General features: G+C 64.4%; 19 protein-coding genes. 11 read left to right on the plus strand and 8 right to left on the minus strand.

Going from position 1 to position 18744, the window contains the following annotated elements:
- Positions 1 to 4: 4 nt before the first annotated feature.
- From KTQ37_RS01835 to coxB, 6 genes are all read right to left on the minus strand, one after another.
- Positions 5 to 682, minus strand: a complete 678-nt coding sequence (locus KTQ37_RS01835; protein WP_218628754.1) for an SURF1 family protein — start codon at positions 680 to 682, stop codon at positions 5 to 7.
- A 69-nt stretch (positions 683 to 751) separates the two neighbouring features.
- A complete protein-coding gene (locus tag KTQ37_RS01840) occupies positions 752 to 1558 on the minus strand; it encodes a cytochrome c oxidase subunit 3 (protein ID WP_218628755.1) in 807 nt (268 codons plus the stop codon).
- Positions 1559 to 1577: 19 nt separating this feature from the next.
- Positions 1578 to 2156 (minus strand): cytochrome c oxidase assembly protein, encoded by a 579-nt coding sequence (locus KTQ37_RS01845; RefSeq protein WP_218628756.1) that lies wholly within the window; start codon positions 2154 to 2156, stop codon positions 1578 to 1580.
- On the minus strand, positions 2153 to 2350 hold the full coding sequence (locus KTQ37_RS01850) for a hypothetical protein (RefSeq protein WP_218628757.1): 198 nt from the start codon (positions 2348 to 2350) through the stop codon (positions 2153 to 2155). The genes KTQ37_RS01845 and KTQ37_RS01850 overlap by 4 nt, the downstream gene beginning before the upstream one ends.
- Positions 2350 to 3282 (minus strand): heme o synthase, encoded by a 933-nt coding sequence (gene cyoE / locus KTQ37_RS01855; RefSeq protein ID WP_218628758.1) that lies wholly within the window; start codon positions 3280 to 3282, stop codon positions 2350 to 2352. The genes KTQ37_RS01850 and cyoE overlap by 1 nt, the downstream gene beginning before the upstream one ends.
- Positions 3283 to 3292: 10 nt before the next feature.
- Positions 3293 to 4159, minus strand: a complete 867-nt coding sequence (coxB, locus tag KTQ37_RS01860; RefSeq protein ID WP_218628759.1) for a cytochrome c oxidase subunit II — start codon at positions 4157 to 4159, stop codon at positions 3293 to 3295.
- A gap of 169 nt (positions 4160 to 4328) precedes the next feature.
- On the opposite strand from coxB, the gene tldD reads away from it, so the two are divergent.
- From tldD to KTQ37_RS01900, 8 genes are all read left to right on the plus strand, one after another.
- The gene (tldD, locus tag KTQ37_RS01865) at positions 4329 to 5750 is read left to right on the plus strand and encodes a metalloprotease TldD (RefSeq protein ID WP_218628760.1); all 1422 of its coding nucleotides are present in this window, start codon (positions 4329 to 4331) and stop codon (positions 5748 to 5750) included.
- Between the two features lie 81 nt (positions 5751 to 5831).
- Positions 5832 to 6980 (plus strand): DNA-processing protein DprA, encoded by a 1149-nt coding sequence (gene dprA / locus KTQ37_RS01870; RefSeq protein ID WP_218628761.1) that lies wholly within the window; start codon positions 5832 to 5834, stop codon positions 6978 to 6980.
- Positions 6981 to 7139: 159 nt separating this feature from the next.
- Entirely contained in the window at positions 7140 to 9737 is a 2598-nt protein-coding gene (gene topA, locus KTQ37_RS01875; protein ID WP_218628999.1) for a type I DNA topoisomerase, read from the plus strand.
- 154 nt (positions 9738 to 9891) lie between these two features.
- Positions 9892 to 10593, plus strand: a complete 702-nt coding sequence (locus KTQ37_RS01880; RefSeq protein ID WP_218628762.1) for a CoA transferase subunit A — start codon at positions 9892 to 9894, stop codon at positions 10591 to 10593.
- Positions 10594 to 10596: 3 nt separating this feature from the next.
- Positions 10597 to 11223 carry a 3-oxoacid CoA-transferase subunit B gene (locus KTQ37_RS01885; protein ID WP_218628763.1) on the plus strand — a complete coding sequence of 209 codons (627 nt, stop codon included), beginning with the start codon at positions 10597 to 10599 and terminating at the stop codon, positions 11221 to 11223.
- 150 nt (positions 11224 to 11373) lie between these two features.
- Positions 11374 to 12354 (plus strand): lysylphosphatidylglycerol synthase transmembrane domain-containing protein, encoded by a 981-nt coding sequence (locus KTQ37_RS01890; RefSeq protein WP_328799680.1) that lies wholly within the window; start codon positions 11374 to 11376, stop codon positions 12352 to 12354.
- A gap of 4 nt (positions 12355 to 12358) precedes the next feature.
- Positions 12359 to 13657 carry an FAD-binding oxidoreductase gene (locus tag KTQ37_RS01895; protein WP_218628765.1) on the plus strand — a complete coding sequence of 433 codons (1299 nt, stop codon included), beginning with the start codon at positions 12359 to 12361 and terminating at the stop codon, positions 13655 to 13657.
- The gene (locus KTQ37_RS01900; protein WP_218628766.1) at positions 13654 to 14388 is read left to right on the plus strand and encodes an SDR family oxidoreductase; all 735 of its coding nucleotides are present in this window, start codon (positions 13654 to 13656) and stop codon (positions 14386 to 14388) included. Before KTQ37_RS01895 ends, KTQ37_RS01900 begins: the two co-directional genes overlap by 4 nt.
- A gap of 2 nt (positions 14389 to 14390) precedes the next feature.
- Here KTQ37_RS01900 and KTQ37_RS01905 read toward each other — a convergent pair whose 3' ends face one another.
- Both KTQ37_RS01905 and KTQ37_RS01910 read right to left on the minus strand, forming a co-directional pair.
- Positions 14391 to 15821 (minus strand): UbiA family prenyltransferase, encoded by a 1431-nt coding sequence (locus KTQ37_RS01905; protein WP_218628767.1) that lies wholly within the window; start codon positions 15819 to 15821, stop codon positions 14391 to 14393.
- A 2-nt stretch (positions 15822 to 15823) separates the two neighbouring features.
- Positions 15824 to 16660, minus strand: coding sequence for a lytic transglycosylase domain-containing protein (locus tag KTQ37_RS01910; protein WP_375546096.1), 837 nt, complete (start codon positions 16658 to 16660; stop codon positions 15824 to 15826).
- 366 nt (positions 16661 to 17026) lie between these two features.
- On the opposite strand from KTQ37_RS01910, the gene KTQ37_RS01915 reads away from it, so the two are divergent.
- The 3 genes from KTQ37_RS01915 (at position 17027) to cpaB (ending at position 18586) form a co-directional block, all read left to right on the plus strand.
- Positions 17027 to 17218 carry a hypothetical protein gene (locus tag KTQ37_RS01915; RefSeq protein WP_218628769.1) on the plus strand — a complete coding sequence of 64 codons (192 nt, stop codon included), beginning with the start codon at positions 17027 to 17029 and terminating at the stop codon, positions 17216 to 17218.
- 204 nt (positions 17219 to 17422) lie between these two features.
- Positions 17423 to 17632, plus strand: coding sequence for a hypothetical protein (locus KTQ37_RS01920; protein ID WP_236021002.1), 210 nt, complete (start codon positions 17423 to 17425; stop codon positions 17630 to 17632).
- 84 nt (positions 17633 to 17716) lie between these two features.
- Entirely contained in the window at positions 17717 to 18586 is an 870-nt protein-coding gene (cpaB, locus tag KTQ37_RS01925) for a Flp pilus assembly protein CpaB (protein ID WP_218628770.1), read from the plus strand.
- The last annotated feature ends 158 nt before the right edge of the window (positions 18587 to 18744 follow it).

Below are 18744 nucleotides of genomic sequence, written 5' to 3' on the forward strand. Positions count from 1 at the left end.
TTCCTCAGATCTGTTGCCGCCTGATACGCCACATCAGGAACGCTGTCATCCCCGCCCAGACAAGAGCGAGCGAAAACCACGTGATCGCGTAGTTCAGATGGTCATTCGGAATGCCGCTGATGGTGATGGCGCGGGGCTCAACACCCTGCATATCGCCCTCGAGGGCCGAGGCCACGACCATGATCGGCTCGGTGCCAAGCGCAGCGGCCATGGCGGGCACGTCGCGGGCAAACCAGATACCGGTCTTGGCGTCGGGTGCCGGGGTGTAGCTGTCGGTCTCGGTGGGCCAGTGCAGGTTGCCGGTGACGATCAGCGCGGTGGGCGGGCGGGCCGCATCGCGCCCCTCTTCACGGATGAACCCGCGATCAAGCAGCACCCGCCGCCCCTCTCCGGTTTCGAAGGCGGCGATCACCTCATAGCCGGCGCCGACGCCCTTCTGCCCCGAGAGCACGAGGATCTCTTGCCCCGTCGTGCCGCCCGCCATCTGCACGGGTTGGTATTTCAGCGGCTCGCTCGGGGTGCCTGACGCGGGCAGCTCCTGCGAGGCGCCCGCGATCTGCGCCTCGATCTGCGCCAGTTTGGTCTCTTTCCACTCCAGCCGCCGCAATTGCCAGAAGCCGAGACTCAGCAGGATTGCGCAGCCACCAAGGCCAAGGATCAGCGGGAAGATGTAGCGTTTCATCGGAGCCTCAAGAAAACGGCGCGAGGGTCGCCCCCCGCGCCGAGCGCGTTTCCTGTCGCGCGAGGGGGCTTATGCAGCGCCCCACAGATAGATCGTAGCGAAGAGGAAAAGCCAGACCACATCGACAAAGTGCCAGTACCAGGCGGCGGCCTCAAAGCCGACATGCTCGCTCGGGGTGAAGTGGCCCTTGTTGAGGCGCAGCAGGCAGACCAGCAGGAAGATCGTGCCGATGATCACATGCGCACCATGGAAGCCGGTCGCCATGAAGAAGTTGTCCCAGAAGATCGAGCCGGTGCCGATCGCCTGCTGAGCGTGGCTGTATTCAAAGGCCTGCAGCAGGGTGAAGATGAAGCCCAGGATCACGGTCAGCGTCAGACCGATCTTGGCGTCCTTGCGGTTATTGTCATGCACCAGCGCATGGTGCGCCCAGGTCAGCGTGACACCCGACAAAAGCAGGATCACCGTGTTGATCAGCGGCAGGCTCCAGGGATCGAAGGGCACGGTGCCGGCGGGCGGCCAGACACCATCCACCGCCGGATATTCCGGCCCGAGCGGATACATGGCATTCTTGATGAAGCTCCAGAACCAGGCGACGAAGAACATCACCTCGGACATGATGAACAGGATGAAGCCGTAGCGCAGGCCAATACGGATGACCGGCGTGTGCTCCTGGTTTTCGCCTTCGCGCACGACATCCGCCCACCAGCCGTACATGCAGTAAAGCACCATCAGCAGGCCCGCGACGAAGATGAAGGGCGTGACTTTCTGCATCCACATCACCGCCCCGAAGAGCATGATGAAGGCACCAAGCGCGCTCAGCAGCGGCCAGATCGAAGGGGGCAGGATGTGATAATCGTGGTTCTTTGCATGCGCCATGGGTGTCGTCCTGTCGGCCTCAGTTTACGGGGAGCTTCGCTGCGGGCGCGGCTGCGGCCTGCTGCGAAGGCAGATCTGTTTCGTAGAAAGTGTAGGAAAGCGTGATCGAGTGGATGCGGCTGGCGTCCGGATCATCGACGATCTCGGGATCGACGAAGAAGGAAACCGGCATCTCGACGCGCTCGCCGGGCTGCAACACCTGTTCGGTGAAGCAGAAGCACTGGATCTTGTCGAAGTAGTAGCCCGCCAGGTCGGGGGCCACGTTATAGGCGGCGGTGCCCGCGATGACGCGGTCGGTCGGGTTATAGGCCTCGTAATAGGCCAGGCCCGTTTCGCCGATGCGCAACGTCATGGTGTTCTGCATCGGACGGAATACCCAATCCATGCCCTTGCCGACATTGGCGTCGAAGCGCACCTCGACGGTGCGATCAAGGATGACATCCGACGCCGCCTCGGCGGTATTCGTGGTGCCGCCATAGCCAGTGGTGCGGCAAAACCAGCTGTAGAACGGCACGGCCGCCCATGCCAATGCGCCCATGACGACAACGACGGCCAGAAGCCGACGCATCATCCGGGTATTGGCGGCGGCTGCGCTCATTGCTTGGCCTCCGGGGCAACCGGAAGCACCGAGGCGCGCGGCTGGTGATCGTAGGCTTCCATCATGCCGCCACGGTTGACCTTGACCACCGTCAGCCCGAAGACCAGCACGACGAAGGCCAGCAGCACGGCACCAAGCCCGAGGTTGCGCGAGAAGCGGCGCTGATGCAGCTCATGCGTTTGCGTGATCGGCATTACCAGCCCCCCATCCCGAAGATGCCTAGCCCCTTCTCGACCAGCAGGGCCGAGAAATGGCCAAACAGGTAGAGCAGCGAGAAATAGAAGTAGCGCTTTTCCGCGCTGTATTTTTCCGCCAGCGCCACGTCTTCGTCGCGCCGCCACAAACGCCAGGCACCGCGGATGAACAGCGCGTTCAGCACCAGCGATGCGGCCAGATAGACCGGCCCGCCGATCGAGGTGAAGGCCGCGCCAACCGCGACCGGCGCAAGGATCAGCGCATAGATCAGGATCTGCGTGCGCGTCGCGCGGCGGCCATGCGTCACGGTCAGCATCGGCACGCCCGCGTTCGAGTAGTCATCCTTCATGAACAGCGCCAGCGACCAGAAATGCGGCGGGGTCCAGAGGAAGATGATCATGAACATCGCGACGGATTCGAGGCTGATGCCCCCCGTCGCCACGGCCCAGCCGATCATCGGCGGGAAGGCACCGGCTGCACCGCCGATAACGATGTTCTGCGGCGTGCGGCGCTTGAGCCAGACGGTATAGACCATAACGTAGAAGAAGATGGTGAAGGCCAGGAAGGCCCCCGCGAAGATGTTCGAGGCCAGCGCCAGCATCACGCAGGAAATCCCCGCCAGCGCCAGGCCGAAGCCAAGCGCCTCGCCCTCGCTAACGCGCCCCGCCGGGATCGGACGGTTTGCGGTGCGACGCATGAGGCGGTCGATATCGGCGTCATACCACATGTTCAGCGCGCCCGAGGCGCCGCCGCCAAGGGCGATGAACAGGATCGCGGTGAAGGCCACGAAGGGATGCACCGGCATCGGCGCCACCACCAGCCCCACAAAGGCGGTGAAGACGACGAGCGACATCACGCGCGGCTTCAGCAGGGCGACGAAATCGCCGAACTGAGCCTCACCGGAGCGGTCGATATAAGAGATGTCGCTCATCTGTTCCGCCTCAGTTCGAAGCGACTTTCACCGGCGAGTCGGTCTCGACCGCGGCGAAACCGTTCTTGGCGCGCTCAAGCCACTGAGCATAGACCTCATCCGAGACGACCTTCACGACGATCGGCATGTAGGAATGGGCCTGGCCGCACAGTTCCGAGCACTGGCCGAAATAGACGCCTTCCTTGTCGGCATTGAACCAGAGCTGCGCGATGCGCCCCGGAACAGCGTCCTGCTTGACGGCAAAGGCGGGCATCGCCCAGCTGTGGATCACGTCGGCACCGGTGACCTGCATCACGATGGTCTTGCCCTTCGGCACGACCACGGCATTGTCGGTCGCCAGCAGATACTCGTCCTCGGCATAGCCATGGGTGGCAAGGTCTTCCTTGGCCAGCATCAGCGCGTCGAAGGCCACGCCCTCGTCGGGATACTCATAGCCCCAGTACCACTGGTAGCCGGTGACCTTGATGGTGATGTCGGCGGCCGGGATCTCTTGCTGTTTCCACAGCGTCGGCAGCGAGAACGCGCCCACGACCACGAGAATGACGATCGGCACCAGCGTCCAGGTGACCTCGAGCGGCGTGTTGTGGGTAAAGCGCGCCGGCTTGGGATTGGCACGCTGGTTGAAGCGCAGCATCGCGTAGATGAGCAGCGCGAAGACGAACAGGGTGACCACGGTAATGATCGCCAGAAGCATCCCATCGAGCCACTGCTGATCATGCGCCAGTTCGGACGCGGCGGGCTGGAAGCCAAGCCCCATGTCCTTCGGCTTGCCGATGACCGGCAGCCCCGTGATCATATCCTGCGCGTAAACCTGCCCGGCCACCATGGCCGAAGTGATAGATGCCGCGAAACCGCGGCGGATGGACGCAAAGCGCATACGAATTTTATCTCCCTCTTGCGGCTCTCCCTGCCGCTTGCACAAAACCGATGCTTCCCTTCACCGGCTCGCGCTGTATGTATCCAACAGATACATATTCATTTCGCCCCGGCAAGAAAAAGGTGCGACAAGCTGTCGCTTTTCCTTGATCTTACGAAAGGAACGCCACATGGCCCAGGACCGTTTCGCCCCCTTCGAAAGCCAGATCGACGAGGCCGCCGCCCTGCGGATATTGCGCGAAGCGACCGCGGGTGCCGAGGATGGCGAGCTGTTCCTCGAGCGGCGCCGCTCCGAGGCGCTGGTGTTCGATGACGGGCGCGTCAAGAACGCCTCTTACGATGCCTCCGAGGGATTCGGCCTGCGCGCGGTCAATGGCGAGGTCGCCGGATACGCCCATTCGACCGAGATTTCCGAGGCCGCGTTGAAGCGCGCCGCTGAAACCGCGCGGCTGGCCGTGGGCGATGGCGGCGGGGCAATGGCCGCCCCCCCGCCCGGCACGAACCGACATCTGTATACCGACGCCGATCCGATGACCGACGCGAGCTTCGGCGCCAAGATCGACATCCTGCGCGAGATCGACGCCTTCGCCCGCGCGCTTGATCCGCGCGTCGTGCAGGTCTCGGCCTCGATGGCCGCCAGCCTGCAAGAGGTCTTCATCCTGCGCCCCGAAGGCGGGCTGGTGTCGGACATCCGGCCGATGGCGCGGCTCAACATCTCGGTCATTGTCGAAGAGAATGGGCGGCGCGAGAGCGGCGGGCATGGCGGCGGCGGTCGCTTCGGCCTTGCCGGCCTGATCGAGCCCGCCCATTGGCAACCCGTCGCGCGCGAGGCGCTGCGCATCGCCCTGGTCAACCTGCGCGCCGAGCCCGCCCCCGCCGGGCAGATGGACGTGGTGCTTGGCCCCGGCTGGCCCGGTGTTCTGCTGCATGAAGCCGTCGGCCACGGGCTTGAAGGCGATTTCAACCGCAAGAAATCCTCGGCCTTTGCCGGGCTGATGGGCCAGCAGGTCGCGGCCAAGGGCGTGACCGTGCTCGATGATGGCACGATCCCCGATCGCCGAGGCTCGATCACCGTGGATGACGAGGGCACGCCCTCGGGCCGCAACGTGTTGATAGAGGACGGGGTGCTCGTGGGCTTCATGCAAGACCGCCAGAACGCCCGCCTGATGGGCGTCAAGCCCACCGGCAACGGACGGCGCGAGAGCTTTGCGCATATCCCCATGCCGCGCATGACCAATACCTACATGCTCGGCGGTGAGACCGACCCGGCCTCGATCCTCGCCGATCTGAAGGACGGGATCTATGCGGTCGGTTTCGGCGGCGGTCAGGTAGACATCACCAACGGCAAATTCGTCTTCTCCTGCACCGAGGCCTACCGGGTGAAGAACGGCATCGTCGGCGCGCCTGTCAAGGGCGCCACGCTGATTGGCGACGGCCCGACCGCCATGCGCCAGATCCGCGCCATCGGCAATGACATGGCGCTGGATCCCGGCATCGGTAATTGCGGCAAGGCGGGGCAATGGGTACCGGTCGGTGTGGGTCAGCCCACCCTGATGATCGGCGGGCTGACGGTGGGTGGCTCGGCCACCTGATTTCGGCGCGAAGCGGGAGACGCTAACGTCTTGTTAACCCTCCTCGTGCAAACAGGGAGGGCGAATGAGACGGAGGCGCGGATGAAAGCAGATCTGTTTTCCTGCCACACCCCCTTCACCCCACCCACCAAGGTAGAAGACGAACTGTCGTTCCTCCGGCTCATTCGCTCGCGCCGCGTCGGGCCCGCGACCTTTCACCGACTGCTGGCCGAGCATGGCTCTGCCCGTGCCGCATTGGCGGCCTTGCCCGAGGTCGCGAAGTTCGCCGGGGTCGCGGGCTATGAGCCCTGCCCCGAAGGTGTCGCGCGGGCCGAGTTGCGGGCGGGTCGCAAAGCGGGCGCGCGGCTGCTGATCTGGGGGCAGCAAGACTACCCATCGGCCCTGCACGACATTGCCGATGCGCCCCCGGTGCTTTGGGCGCTTGGCGATGTGGCGCTGCTTGCACGCCCCTGCGTGGCGCTTGTGGGCGCGCGCAATGCCTCGTCGCTTGGCGGGCGCATGGCGCGGCGGCTGGCGCAGGATCTGGGCGAGGCGGGGTATACTGTCGTCTCGGGGCTGGCGCGCGGCATCGATGCCGAGGCCCATCGCGCCGCCCTGGCCACGGGCACCATCGGGGTGCAGGCGGGCGGGATCGACGTCATCTACCCCAGTGAAAATGCGGAACTGGCCGAACAGATGGCCGTCTCGGGCCTGCGGCTGGCCGAGAATGCGCCCGGCACCAGCCCTCAGGCACGCCATTTCCCGCAGCGCAACCGGATCATCGCCGGCCTGTCGATCGCAACCATCGTGATCGAGGCCGCCGCGCGCTCGGGTAGCCTGCTCACGGCGCGCATGGCGCTTGACCAAGGGAGAGAGGTGATGGCCGTGCCGGGCCATCCGATGGATGAACGCGCCAGCGGCTGCAACGCGCTGATCCGCGACGGCGCGACGCTGGTGCGCGGGATCGACGATATCCTTGAGGTTCTCGGCGCAGCGCCGGAAACGCCGCGCAAGGCACCCCCGAAGCCGCGCGTCATCTCGAGCGCCCCGAAGCAGACTTCGCCGCTCCCCCTCGGTGACGAACCGCTTGGCCGTGCGATCCTGGAACGGCTCGGGCCAAGCCCGACCCCCGAAGACGCGCTGATCCGCGATCTGGGTTGCGATGCGGCCAGCTTTGCGCGGGCGCTGATGGGCCTGGAACTCGACGGGCTGATCCTGCGCCAACCGGGCGCGATGATCGCGCGCGCCTAGAAATCAACCATGCCGATCGCGCGCAGGGTGGCGCCCCAAGCGCCCGCGCCACGCCTTTCGGGCGTTCTCGGCACGACCGCCAAGTATCATTGACATTCGGCCCGGATGCCCCACATGGTCCGCCCCCAAGTGCATTTCTGGACCGATAAAGAGGAACTCATGGCCGTTGTTGTTGTCGAATCCCCCGCCAAGGCCAAGACAATCAACAAATATCTGGGCTCTGACTACACGGTTCTGGCCTCGTTCGGCCATGTGCGCGATCTGCCCGCGAAAGACGGCTCGGTGGACCCCGAGCATGATTTCGACATGAAATGGGAGGTCGCGAGCGACTCGAAAAAGCACATCAAGGCGATCACCGACGCGCTCAAGGACGATGACGAACTGATCCTTGCAACCGACCCTGATCGCGAGGGAGAGGCAATCTCGTGGCACCTTGAGCAGGCCTTGGCGAGCAAGCTGACCAAGAAGAAGGTCAGCCGCGTGACCTTCAACGCGATCACCAAGGCCGCGATCACCGAGGCGATGCAGCACCCCCGTCAGGTCGATACCGCACTGGTCGAGGCCTATCTTGCGCGCCGGGCGCTGGACTATCTGGTGGGCTTCAACCTCTCGCCGGTGCTCTGGCGCAAGCTACCGGGGGCGAAATCGGCGGGGCGCGTGCAGTCGGTCTGTCTGCGCCTCATCGTCGAGCGCGAGATGGAGATCGAGGCCTTCAAAGCCCGCGAATACTGGACGGTAACGGCCGAGCTGAGCACTCCGCGTGGTCAGACCTACACCGCGCGTCTGACGGTTCTGGGCGGCAAGAAGCTTGAGAAATTCGACCTTGCCACCGCGACCGATGCCGAGATCGCCGTGCATGCGGTCACCTCGCGCGATCTGACGGTCAAGTCGGTCGAGGCCAAGCCCGCCAGCCGCAACCCCTACCCGCCCTTCATGACCTCGACCCTCCAGCAGGAAGCCAGCCGCAAGTTCGGCATGGGTGCAAAGGCCTGCATGTCGGCGGCGCAGCGCCTCTATGAAGCGGGCTACATCACCTATATGCGGACCGACGGCATCGACATGGCGCCCGAGGCTGTGATGGCCGCGCGCGACGCGATCAAGACCCGCTTTGGCGAGAAATACGTCCCCTCCTCGCCGCGGATGTACAAGAACAAGGCCAAGAACGCGCAGGAAGCGCACGAATGTATCCGCCCGACCGACATGAACCTCGGGCCGGAGAAGCTCAAGGTCGCTGACGATCAGTGGAAGCTCTACGATCTGATCTGGAAGCGCACCCTCGCCAGCCAGATGGCTGCCGCAGTGATGGAGCGCACCACCGTCGATGTCGGCTCCAAGGATGGCGAGGTCGAGCTGCGCGCAACCGGTCAGGTGGTGACCTTCGACGGCTTCCTCAAGATCTATGACCAGGGCCGCGACGATGACGAGGGCGATGACGGCGCGCGCCTGCCCCAGATCATGCAGGGCGAAGAGGCCAAAAAGGGCCAGATCACGCCCGATCAGCACTTCACCCAGCCCCCGCCGCGCTACACCGAGGCGACGCTGGTCAAGAAGATGGAAGAACTCGGCATCGGGCGGCCTTCGACCTATGCCTCGATCGTCACCACGATCCAGGACCGCGGCTATGTGCGCAAGGACAAGAACCGGCTGATCCCCGAGGATACCGGGCGGCTGGTGACGGCCTTCCTGACGAACTACTTCCGCCGCTATGTCGAATACGATTTCACCGCCGATCTTGAAGATCAGCTCGACGACATCTCGGCGGGCGACCGGCCGTATAAAGAGGTGCTGGCGCGGTTCTGGCGCGATTTCTCGGCCGCGCTTGGCGAAACCGCCGAATTGCGCATCGGCGAGGTGCTGGAAAAGATCGACGAGGTGCTGGGGCCGCATCTTTACCCGCCGCGCGCCGATGGCGGCGACCCGCGCGCCTGCCCCACTTGCGGGGCCGGGCGTCTGCACCTCAAGACCGCACGTTCGGGCGGGGCCTTCATCGGTTGCGGCAATTACCCCGAATGTCGCTACACCCGCCCGCTCTCGGCGCCCTCGGACGAGGACGGCGCAAACCTTGACGGCAAGATCCTGGGCGAGGATGGCGGCGAGCAGATCACCCTGCGCATCGGCCGCTTCGGCCCCTATGTGCAAAAGGGCGAGGCCACCACAGAGGCCCCGAAACCGCCGCGTGCCAGCTTGCCCAAAGGCTGGTCGCCCGAGTCGATCGACCTTGAGCGCGCGCAGATGCTGCTCAGCCTGCCGCGCGAAATCGGGATCCACCCCGAGGATGGCGCGCTGGTCGAGGCCGGGATCGGCCGCTATGGCCCCTATGTGAAGCACAACTCCACCTACGCAAACCTGCCCGAGGTCGATGAGGTCTTCACCATCGGCATGAACCGCGCAATCGAGGTTCTGGCGCAGAAAGCCGCGCGTGGCCCCGGGCGCGGCGCCGCCGCCAAGCCGCTCAAGGAACTGGGCGAGCACCCGGATGGCGGGCCGGTTCAGGTCATGCCCGGCCGCTACGGGCCCTATGTCAAATGGGGCAAGATCAACGCCACCCTGCCCAAGGACGTCGAGCCCGAGGCGATCACGCTGGAAGAGGCCCTGCCCCTGATCGAGGCCAAGGCATCGAAGGGCGGCAAGAAGAAAGCCCCCGCCAAGGCAGCCAAGGCCACGAAAGCAGCCCCCAAGAAAGCCGCTGCGAAAAAGCCTGCCGCCAAGAAAGCGGCTCCGAAAAAAGCCGCCGCGAAGAAGACCGCCGCGGACTGAACCCGGCAAGAAAAGGGTGCGGCCCGCCCGGACGCGCCCTTTTCGCTCTCCGAAACGACGGTGAGCGCAAACAAATCCTCCACGCTGCAACGCCGCAATTGACACCTGCGCCCCCCTTCGTCACAAATTCTTCCGACGGAAACGGGAGGATCCCATGAAGAAGGTTTACGGATCGGCGAAGGAGGCCCTCGACGGGCTTCTGTTCGACGGCATGTTCATCGCCGCGGGGGGCTTTGGCCTGTGCGGCATCCCCGAACTGCTGATCGACGCGCTGGTGGAGAGCGGGGTGAAGGATCTCACCATCGCTTCGAACAACTGCGGCGTTGACGGCTTCGGCCTGGGCAAGCTGCTCGACACCAAGCAAATCAAGAAGATGATGTCGTCCTACGTGGGCGAGAACGCGGAATTCATGCGCCAGTACCTCTCGGGCGAGCTGGAGCTGGAATTCAACCCGCAGGGCACGCTGGCCGAGCGGATGCGCGCGGGCGGCCACGGCATCCCGGGTTTCTACACCAAGACCGGTGTGGGCACCGTCATCGCCGAGGGCAAGGAGCACAAGGACTTCAACGGCGAGACCTATATCCTCGAGCGCGGGATCTTCGCCGATGTCTCGATCGTCAAGGCCTGGAAGGCCGACGAAAGCGGCAACGCAATTTTCCGCAAGACCGCGCGCAACTTCAACCCGCCGGCGGCGATGTGCGGCAAGGTCTGCCTGATGGAAGTCGAAGAGATCGTGCCCGTGGGCTCGCTCGACCCCGACCAGATTCACCTGCCGGGCATCTATGTGCACCGCCTGATCAAGGGCGAGCACGAGAAGCGGATCGAACAGCGCACCGTGCGCAAGCGGGAGGCCTAACCCATGTGGGATCGTAACCAAATGGCGGCCCGCGCCGCCAAGGAACTGAAAGACGGCACCTATGTGAACCTCGGCATCGGCATCCCGACGCTGGTTCCGAACTTCATCCCCGAGGGGGTTACGGTGACGCTGCAATCGGAAAACGGCATGCTCGGCATGGGCCCCTTCCCCTATGAGGGCGACGAGGACCCGGACCTGATCAACGCCGGCAAGCAGACCATCACCGAAGTGCCGAACACCGCCTATTTCGACAGCGCAACCTCGTTCGGGATGATCCGCGGCGGCAAGATCGCTATGGCGATCCTGGGTGCGATGGAAGTGGCCGAGAATGGCGATCTGGCGAACTGGATGATCCCCGGCAAGCTCGTCAAGGGCATGGGCGGCGCGATGGATCTGGTGGCGGGCGTCAAGCGCGTCGTCGTGGTCATGGATCACGCCAACAAGCACGGTGAATCGAAGGTGCTCAAGGAATGCACCCTGCCGCTGACCGGCAAGGGCGTCGTGGACCGGATCATCTCGAACATGGGCGTGATGGACGTGGTTCCGGGCGGTCTGAAGATCGTCGAGCTCGCCGATGGCGTGACCGAGGCCGAGCTGCGCGCCGCCACTGAGGCGACCATCGTCGACTGAGAATGACCGAAAGCCCCGCCCATCCGGCGGGGCTTTCGCCTGCCGCACGTGGTCGGCACCCGACATATGAGGGCCGGAAATTGTCGCCCCATCCTCAACAACTCCACAAATCCGCCCAATTCTGTCGCTAAGTTCACATCAATGATGAGCATGAGCCCGCACAGATCCGCGCCCCCCAAATCCCGCCGCTGGCGGGATTGGGCGCTTTTGGGCGGCCTTCTGGTGCTGGTGGGCGCAGGGCTGACGGGCCTTGCCTCAGCCACCGGCTGGGCCGAGACCTGGGCGCAGATGCGCGCCTTGCATCTATGGCAGGTCGCCGCCCTTCTGGCGCTGTCGCTATCGAATTACGTCCTGCGCGGCGCGCGCTGGCACCTGCTGGCGCGGCGTCTTGGGCTGCACACCGGGCTTTTCCAGAACCTGCGCCACTATCTGGGCGGCTTTGCCATGTCAGTCACACCCGGCCGCGTGGGCGAGTTGGTGCGGATGCGCTGGCTGCGTCGCGAGACCGGCTGGCCGGTCGAACGCAGCGCGCCGCTTGTGCTGATGGATCGCGCAGGCGATCTGGCGGTGATGGCGCTGATCCTCGCGCTTTCGGTCTCGCTCGCCGCTGGGGGCATTGCGGGGGCGGTGCCGGTTGTCATACTCGCCCTTGCCGCCGCTATCGTGGCGACCCGTCCGCGCCTGCTGAGCGCGCTGATCACGCTGAGCCACCGTGCCGTCGGGCGGTTCTCGCGCCTCTTTGCGCGGGCACGCGGGGCGGCGCGGCTCTTGTCGCGCTTCTCGCACGGGCCGACGATGGCGCTCGCGCTGGCGCTTGGCTTTGCGGGCTGGATGGCCGAGGGCGTCTCGTTCCACCTGCTTCTGGTCTGGATGGGCGCCGATATCGGCCTGTGGAAAGCCGTCGCGATCTTTGTCTTCGCCACCCTAGCGGGCGGGCTGACGGGCGCGCCGGGCGGACTGGGCGGGGCCGAGGCCGCGATGGTCGCGCTCCTTAGCCTCGAAGGTATTCCGCTAGAGGTCTCGGTCCCCGCGACAGCAGTGATCCGACTGACGACCCTATGGTTTGCCATCGGCATCGGCCTTATGGTGTTCCCCTTGGCCGAGCGCCTGTCACTGAAGGCCCAAGGGTAACACGATGCGCTGGACACCGCAGGAATATGCCGGATGGGGACGCGCGCTGCGCGCCAGGGGCGAGGTTGCCCGCCCGCAGAACCCCGATGACCTTCTGGCCTCGGAAACCGCGCCCGCATTCGGGATGCGGCGCTCTTATGGCGATGCGGCGCTGAACTCGGGCGGGCGCGCCATTGATATGAGCCAGCTTGACCGGATGCTGTCTTTCGACCCGGAGAGCGGCGAGCTGCATGTCGAGGCCGGAGCGCGCATCGGAGATATCGCAGCGGCCTTCGCACCGCGCGGCTGGCTGCCCGCCGTGATGCCAGGCACCGGCTTTGCCACCGTCGGCGGCTGCGTCGGTCAGGACGTGCATGGCAAGAACCACCATCTTCTGGGCTCATTCTCCGAGCATGTCGCGGAAATCACGCTGATCCAGCAAGGCGGCCCCGTGCGCGTCACCCCCGGATCGTCGCTGTTTCGCGCCACGGCGGGCGGGCTTGGCCAGACCGGAGTGATTACCTCGGCAAAACTGCGGATGCGGCCCTGCAAGGGCGATGTGATGATCGTGACCGAGCGCCGCGCGGCGGATTGGGATGAACACGTCGCCCTGCTCGATGCCTCGCGCGCGACCTATACGGTGGGCTGGATCGACGCCACCGCGACGGGTGCCGCCCTTGGCCGCGGCATCGTCGAGGAAGGCGAAAGCGGCGCGGGTCTTGTGCGGCAGCGCGACAAGGCGCGGCGCGTGCCGATGGATGCCCCGCATTTCGCGCTGGCCGCGCCCATCGTGCAGGTTTTCAACTGGGCCTATTACCACCGCGTGCCCGCACGCGGCCGCACGCTGGTCAAGCCGATGGCGGATTTCTTCTTCCCGCTCGACAAGATCCACGACTGGAACCGGCTTTACGGGCGGCGCGGCTTCCACCAGTTCCAATGCGTGGTGCCGCTCGCCGCCGTGGATGAGTTGCGCGCGATGCTCGAAGAGATCGCCACCTCGGGTCTTGCCTCGCCGCTCGCGGTGCTCAAGCGCATGGGGCCGGGGCGCGCGGGTTATCTCAGCTTCCCGATGGAGGGTTACACCCTTGCCGTCGATTTCCCCAACCGCGATGCCGCGCGCGCGTTGATCAAGCGGCTTGAGGCGCGCACCGCCGACGCGGGCGGGCGGCTTTACTTCGCCAAGGACAGCCTGGCCGAGGGCGCGCAGATTCGCGCCATGTATCCCGAACTTTCCGACTGGCAGCAGGAAGTGGCGAAGGCCGACCCCGAGGGCGCCTATGTCACCGACCTGATCCGCCGACTGCAACTGAGGACCACGACATGATGAAAAGCTGGATCGTTCTGGGCGCGGGTTCCGCCATGGCCCGCCCGCTGATCCGCCGCCTTGCCGCCGAGGGTTGCACGTTGTTCCTGGCCGGTCGCAACACCGATGCGCTGGAGCCCTTGGCCGCCGACTGCCGCCTGCGTGGCGCGCGGCTGGTCGAGGTGATGCAGTTCGATGCGCGCAACCATGGCAACTACGCGGCCCTCATCGATCGCCTCGCCGCCGAGGAGGGCGAGATCAACGCAATCTCCTTCGTCGGCTCGATGCCAGATCAATCCGCGATCGACGCCGACCCCGAGCTGATCAAGGGCGTCTTCGCCGACAGCTTCACCGGCCCGGCCACCTTCCTGCAACAGCTTGCCCCGCTGTTGGAGCAGCGCGGCTCCGGCACGATCGTCGGCATTTCCTCGGTCGCGGGGGATCGCGGTCGGCTTAACAACTACGTCTATGGCGCGGCCAAGGGGGCGTTCTCGACCTACCTGTCGGGTCTGCGCAACCGCTGCGGGCGCAAGGGCGTGCATGTGATGACGGTCAAGCCCGGCCCGGTCGACACGCCAATGACCTATGGCATGAAGATGCCCTTCATGACGACGCCCGAGGCAGTGGCCGAGGATATCCTCAAGGGCATCCGCCGCCGCCGCAACGTGATCTACACGGCGCCGATCTGGCGGCTTGTCATGCTGGTGATCCAGCACATCCCCGAGCCGATCTTCAAGAAGATGTCCTTCTGAGATCAGCCGCCGAACCAGACCTGCCACAGGCCCGCCGCCCAAAGCATCAGGCTGAGCGTGATCATCAAAAGCCCGAGCCCGAACTTGTCGCGCAGCGCGAAAACGATCGGATCGTAATCCTGCCTGCCATACCAGCCAAGCGCGACCATCCGGATCAGCCACCAGGCAATCGGGATCAGCGCGACCCACAAGAGCCATGTGTCGGGGTAAAGCAGCCGCGCCTGATCCGAGAACGAATAGAGGAAGAAGATCAGGAGCGCGCCGAAAACGCCGATCCCGGCTAAGTTGAGCAGATCGCCCCGGTCCGCCCGGCCATAGCCACGGCCCGGCAGGCGTTCGTCACTGGTGGCAAGGGTCAGCTCGGTCAGGCGCTTGACGCAACCAAGCGTCAGGAACACCGGGAAGACGAAGATCAGCATGTAACTTGAGACATCGACCTTTGCCGCTGCGGCGCCCGCCACCACACGGATCGTGTAAAGCCCAGCCAGCGTCGTGATATCCACCCACCGCATCCGCTTGAGTTTGAGCGAATAGGCCAGCGACGTGATCATGTACAGGATGATCACCCCCAGGAACCACGGGTTCAGCACCGCCGCGATCCCAATGGCCAGCGTCGCCAGCCCCAGACAGGTCATCATGCCCACCGATATGGGCACCGCGCCGCGCGCGAAGGGGCGGCGCTTTTTCGTGGGGTGCAGCCGGTCAGCCTCAAGATCGAGAAGATCGTTGACGATATAGATCGACGAGGCTGCCGCCGAGAACGCCACGATCCCCAGAAGGATCAGCCCGAAGGTCGCCAGATCGAAGCGGTGCGACGCGATCAGCGGCAGGAACAGCAGGATGTTCTTGACCCATTGGTGCGGCCGCAGCGCCTTGATCAACGCCTGTCCCGACCAGGCGCCGGGCAGGTTGACGATATTCTTGCCCTCCTCCGCCAGACGGCGCGAGGCAGGCACGTCGCCAACCACCAGCGCATTCTCGGCATGGGACCAGATCGCCATATCGGTGGCTTCGTTGCCGGCATAGTCGAAGCCGCCCTCGCCGAAAGCCTCGACCAGTGCCTCGGCCTTGCGTGCGCCCTTGAGGTTGGTCACCCCGTCCGACGCGAAAACCCGTGCCGACAGGCCGTAGTGCTCGGCCAGTTCCTGCACCTGCCGCCGATCCGAGGCCGAGGCCAGAACAACCTCGCGCCCCTCGCTCGTGGAATGCAGCGCAAGCTCGGCCACCGCCGGGTTGACCGGCATCAGATCAAGGCGCAGATGCACAATGTCGGCCAGCTCGGCCTTCAGCCGCGCGGGATCGCGCAAAAATCGCAGCGCCTTGAGGGTCGCGATCGGGTCGCGCCCAAGCCCTGCCCAGAATGCCTCGAACAAAAGATCGGTTTTCAAAAATGTGCCGTCGATATCCAGCACCAACGGCTTCAGATCGGCCATTACTATCCTTTCACGGCGAACACACAGCCGTCGGTCACAAGCTCGGGCGGCGTCAGACACAGGCCCCGGGCCACCTGCCAGGCGGCAAGCACCTTGGGCACGTAATCGCGCGTCTCGGCATAGGGCGGCACACCACCGTTGTTCTTCACCGCATTCTCGCCGGCGTTATAAGCGGCGATCACCATCAGCGGATCGCGGTCGAATTCCTTCATCAGCCAGTCGAGATAGGCCACCCCGCCGCGGATGTTCTGCATCGGGTCCTTGCTGTTGGCCACGTTGAAGCGCTTGGCCGTCGCGGGGATCAACTGCATAAGACCCACGGCCCCGGCCTTCGAGACCGCCTCGGCCCGACCACCGGATTCGGTCGAGATCACCGCCAGCACCAGCGCAGGCGAAACCTCGGTGCCGATCGTGGCGGCCAGAATATCCTGCCCGTGGCGTTGCGCGATGTCCTGAAGATGCGCCAGCCGCGGTGCGCGAACAGATTGCCCGTCGGGTCCCGCGCTCAGCACATCAAGTGCCTGCGGAAAGCGCCCGTCCCGCTCATTGATGCGCGGCGAAATGGCGTTCCAGAACCAGGCATAACTGGTCGGCCCCTTGGGCTTGCCGGATGCCCCGTCACCCGTCGGCGGCGGGCGGCGCACCGGAACGAAGGGCTTGGCAGCCGCCACCTCAAGCGCGCGGCGCTGCTCTTCGGGGTCGATCTGGATGGTGATGAAGCGTTTCGTTCCCGGCGCCGGCGGCACGACGCGCTTGGGCTTGATCTCATTGACCTGGGCCGGAGCCGTTTCGGCATGCATCGGGGCGGCAGCAAGGGCCGTGCAGATCGCCACTGTCATTGCCCCTAAGATGCGCATGTGCGCCACCCTGCCCCGCCCGCAATCAAGTCTTTGCAAGAGTTATTCAAGAATCTGCCGGCAAAATCCAGAAAAAGGCATCGAATAACGACGATTCGACGGGTGATTCTGCGTTTTCGCAACAGTATCCAACTGCGTTCAAACGTGTTTTTCGTATTTTTTTTATCTGATATTTCAATTACTTAAACGCATGATCACGAGAAGATTAACACTTCGCAAAATGACCAAAAGTCCGCCCAAATCCCGCCACGATCCGGGGGCCTTATTAGCCCATACCGCGATGCAACGGACCAAGTTCAGAGGTGGATCCAGCGTGGCGCGGAAGGAACCAGACCCAAGGAGAGACCTATGAAACTGTTCAAACTGACCCGCAAGTTCCACAACGAAGAAGACGGCGCTGTGACCGTTGACTGGGTTGTGCTGACCGCCGCCATCGTCGGCATCGGCGCCTTCGCCCTCTCGCTGATCCGCACCGAGACCCGTGAGTTGGCCACCAACATCGCCGACTACATCGGTTCGCAGAGCGTCTCGAGCCAGTAATTCGCTCGCAGAGATTACCTCGGAGAGGCCGCGCATCTGCGCGGCCTTCTCTATTTCTGCGTGGGCGGATGGGTGATCGGAGCAGCAGGGCAGAGCGGCGCTTTGCGCGGTCTTTTCCTCATATACGCCCCATTTTCGCCCTCAATTACCTTTAGAACCGATCGAACAACCCTGATGAACGCCATTTGGCAGGAGTTAACCGTGATGACCAATGTCATCTTGAAAAGCCTACGCCGCCGGAGCCGCGACGAAGATGGTGCGGTCACCGTCGACTGGGTCGTGCTGACGGCAGCCATCGTGGCGCTCGGGGGCGTCTTCGGAGGTATGATCGGCAAGCAGACCGGCATTCTGGGGAATGCGATCGGCAGCTTTATCGGCTCGGTCGAGGTTCCCTCGGCGAACAGCAACGGCTGAACGGGCCATTCAGTATCGGTCGCGCGGCGGCCTGAGTAGTATTCGGGGGCACCGCGAGCGCCCCCACCAAGAGAGGAACGGAATATGCGTCTGATCGTTGGTCTTGTTCTGGCCGCCGGCGTGGGTCTGGGAGGCGTTGCCGTTTACATGGCGCAGGGGCAGATCGCCCAGTTTCAACAGGAGCGCGACTACCTTGTCGCTGCACAGGCTAAGGCACCCAGGCTTGCCGACGTCGTCGTGGTCAAGCGCCAGCTCAAATATGGCGAGCGCTTCTCTGCGGCCGATCTCGAAGTAATCAAGGTGCAAGCCGGCAAGACGCCCGAAGGAACCTTCAGCCGCATCTCGGCTCCGCAGGGAACCCCCGAGGCCGCGGCCGCTGTTTTCCTGGACGGCGAAACCCGCCCGCGCTCGGCGATGCGTACCTATGAGGCCAATGAACCGCTTCTGGCCAAGAAGGTTACCGACGCCGGCACGGATGCCGGGATCCTCGCGAATCTGTCGGCGGATATGCGCGCCTTCACGATCCGCGTCGATGTCAGCTCCGGCGTGTCAGGTTTCCTGCGTCCCGGCGACCTGGTTGACGTCTACTGGTCGGGCGCAATCGGCGATCAGCCGGTGACCAAGCTGATCCATCCGAACCTGCGCCTGATCGCCATCGACCAGAGCGCGGACGCCGACCGCTCCGAAGAGACCCTCATTGCACGCACCGTCACTGCGGAAGTCACCCCCGAGCAGGTGGCAGCGCTGACGCTGGCGCAATCGACCGGGCGGCTGACGCTGTCGCTGCTTGGCCGCAACAACACCGCATCGGCGGGCCCAATTGAAATCGACCGCGACAGCCTTCTCGGAATCGAGCAAGCCGAGGTGGTGAAAGTCGACGCGCCCAAGGTTTGCACCGTCAAGACCCGTCGCGGCAACGAAATCGTCGAGACCCCGATTCCCTGCACCAACTGAGGTAAAAATACCCTGTTGGTGTGGGTTCCATGCAGCACAAACACACGAAACCACATGAATCTCGGCCTACAATGGGTTGATTATTGCAAAATTTCGTGAAGTGCCGCATGGTCTGGGAAAACTTGACATCAACTCACCCAAAACGGGCAACAAGACCT

It is taken from the genome of Sedimentimonas flavescens, from assembly GCF_019264375.1.
In the GTDB taxonomy this organism is placed as follows: Bacteria; Pseudomonadota; Alphaproteobacteria; order Rhodobacterales; family Rhodobacteraceae; genus Rhodobacter; species Rhodobacter flavescens.

Excerpts from the sequence above, each read along its gene's own strand:
- KTQ37_RS01835 (WP_218628754.1), bottom strand. The coding sequence starts at position 682 with ATGAAACGCTACATCTTCCCGCTGATCCTTGGCCTTGGTGGCTGCGCA.
- KTQ37_RS01840 (WP_218628755.1), bottom strand. The coding sequence starts at position 1,558 with ATGGCGCATGCAAAGAACCACGATTATCACATCCTGCCCCCTTCGATC.
- KTQ37_RS01845 (WP_218628756.1), bottom strand. The coding sequence starts at position 2,156 with ATGAGCGCAGCCGCCGCCAATACCCGGATGATGCGTCGGCTTCTGGCC.
- KTQ37_RS01850 (WP_218628757.1), bottom strand. The coding sequence starts at position 2,350 with ATGCCGATCACGCAAACGCATGAGCTGCATCAGCGCCGCTTCTCGCGC.
- cyoE (WP_218628758.1), bottom strand. The coding sequence starts at position 3,282 with ATGAGCGACATCTCTTATATCGACCGCTCCGGTGAGGCTCAGTTCGGC.
- coxB (WP_218628759.1), bottom strand. The coding sequence starts at position 4,159 with ATGCGCTTTGCGTCCATCCGCCGCGGTTTCGCGGCATCTATCACTTCG.
- tldD (WP_218628760.1), top strand. The coding sequence starts at position 4,329 with ATGGCCCAGGACCGTTTCGCCCCCTTCGAAAGCCAGATCGACGAGGCC.
- dprA (WP_218628761.1), top strand. The coding sequence starts at position 5,832 with ATGAAAGCAGATCTGTTTTCCTGCCACACCCCCTTCACCCCACCCACC.
- topA (WP_218628999.1), top strand. The coding sequence starts at position 7,140 with ATGGCCGTTGTTGTTGTCGAATCCCCCGCCAAGGCCAAGACAATCAAC.
- KTQ37_RS01880 (WP_218628762.1), top strand. The coding sequence starts at position 9,892 with ATGAAGAAGGTTTACGGATCGGCGAAGGAGGCCCTCGACGGGCTTCTG.
- KTQ37_RS01885 (WP_218628763.1), top strand. The coding sequence starts at position 10,597 with ATGTGGGATCGTAACCAAATGGCGGCCCGCGCCGCCAAGGAACTGAAA.
- KTQ37_RS01890 (WP_328799680.1), top strand. The coding sequence starts at position 11,374 with ATGAGCCCGCACAGATCCGCGCCCCCCAAATCCCGCCGCTGGCGGGAT.
- KTQ37_RS01895 (WP_218628765.1), top strand. The coding sequence starts at position 12,359 with ATGCGCTGGACACCGCAGGAATATGCCGGATGGGGACGCGCGCTGCGC.
- KTQ37_RS01900 (WP_218628766.1), top strand. The coding sequence starts at position 13,654 with ATGATGAAAAGCTGGATCGTTCTGGGCGCGGGTTCCGCCATGGCCCGC.
- KTQ37_RS01905 (WP_218628767.1), bottom strand. The coding sequence starts at position 15,821 with ATGGCCGATCTGAAGCCGTTGGTGCTGGATATCGACGGCACATTTTTG.
- KTQ37_RS01910 (WP_375546096.1), bottom strand. The coding sequence starts at position 16,660 with ATGACAGTGGCGATCTGCACGGCCCTTGCTGCCGCCCCGATGCATGCC.
- KTQ37_RS01915 (WP_218628769.1), top strand. The coding sequence starts at position 17,027 with ATGAAACTGTTCAAACTGACCCGCAAGTTCCACAACGAAGAAGACGGC.
- KTQ37_RS01920 (WP_236021002.1), top strand. The coding sequence starts at position 17,423 with ATGACCAATGTCATCTTGAAAAGCCTACGCCGCCGGAGCCGCGACGAA.
- cpaB (WP_218628770.1), top strand. The coding sequence starts at position 17,717 with ATGCGTCTGATCGTTGGTCTTGTTCTGGCCGCCGGCGTGGGTCTGGGA.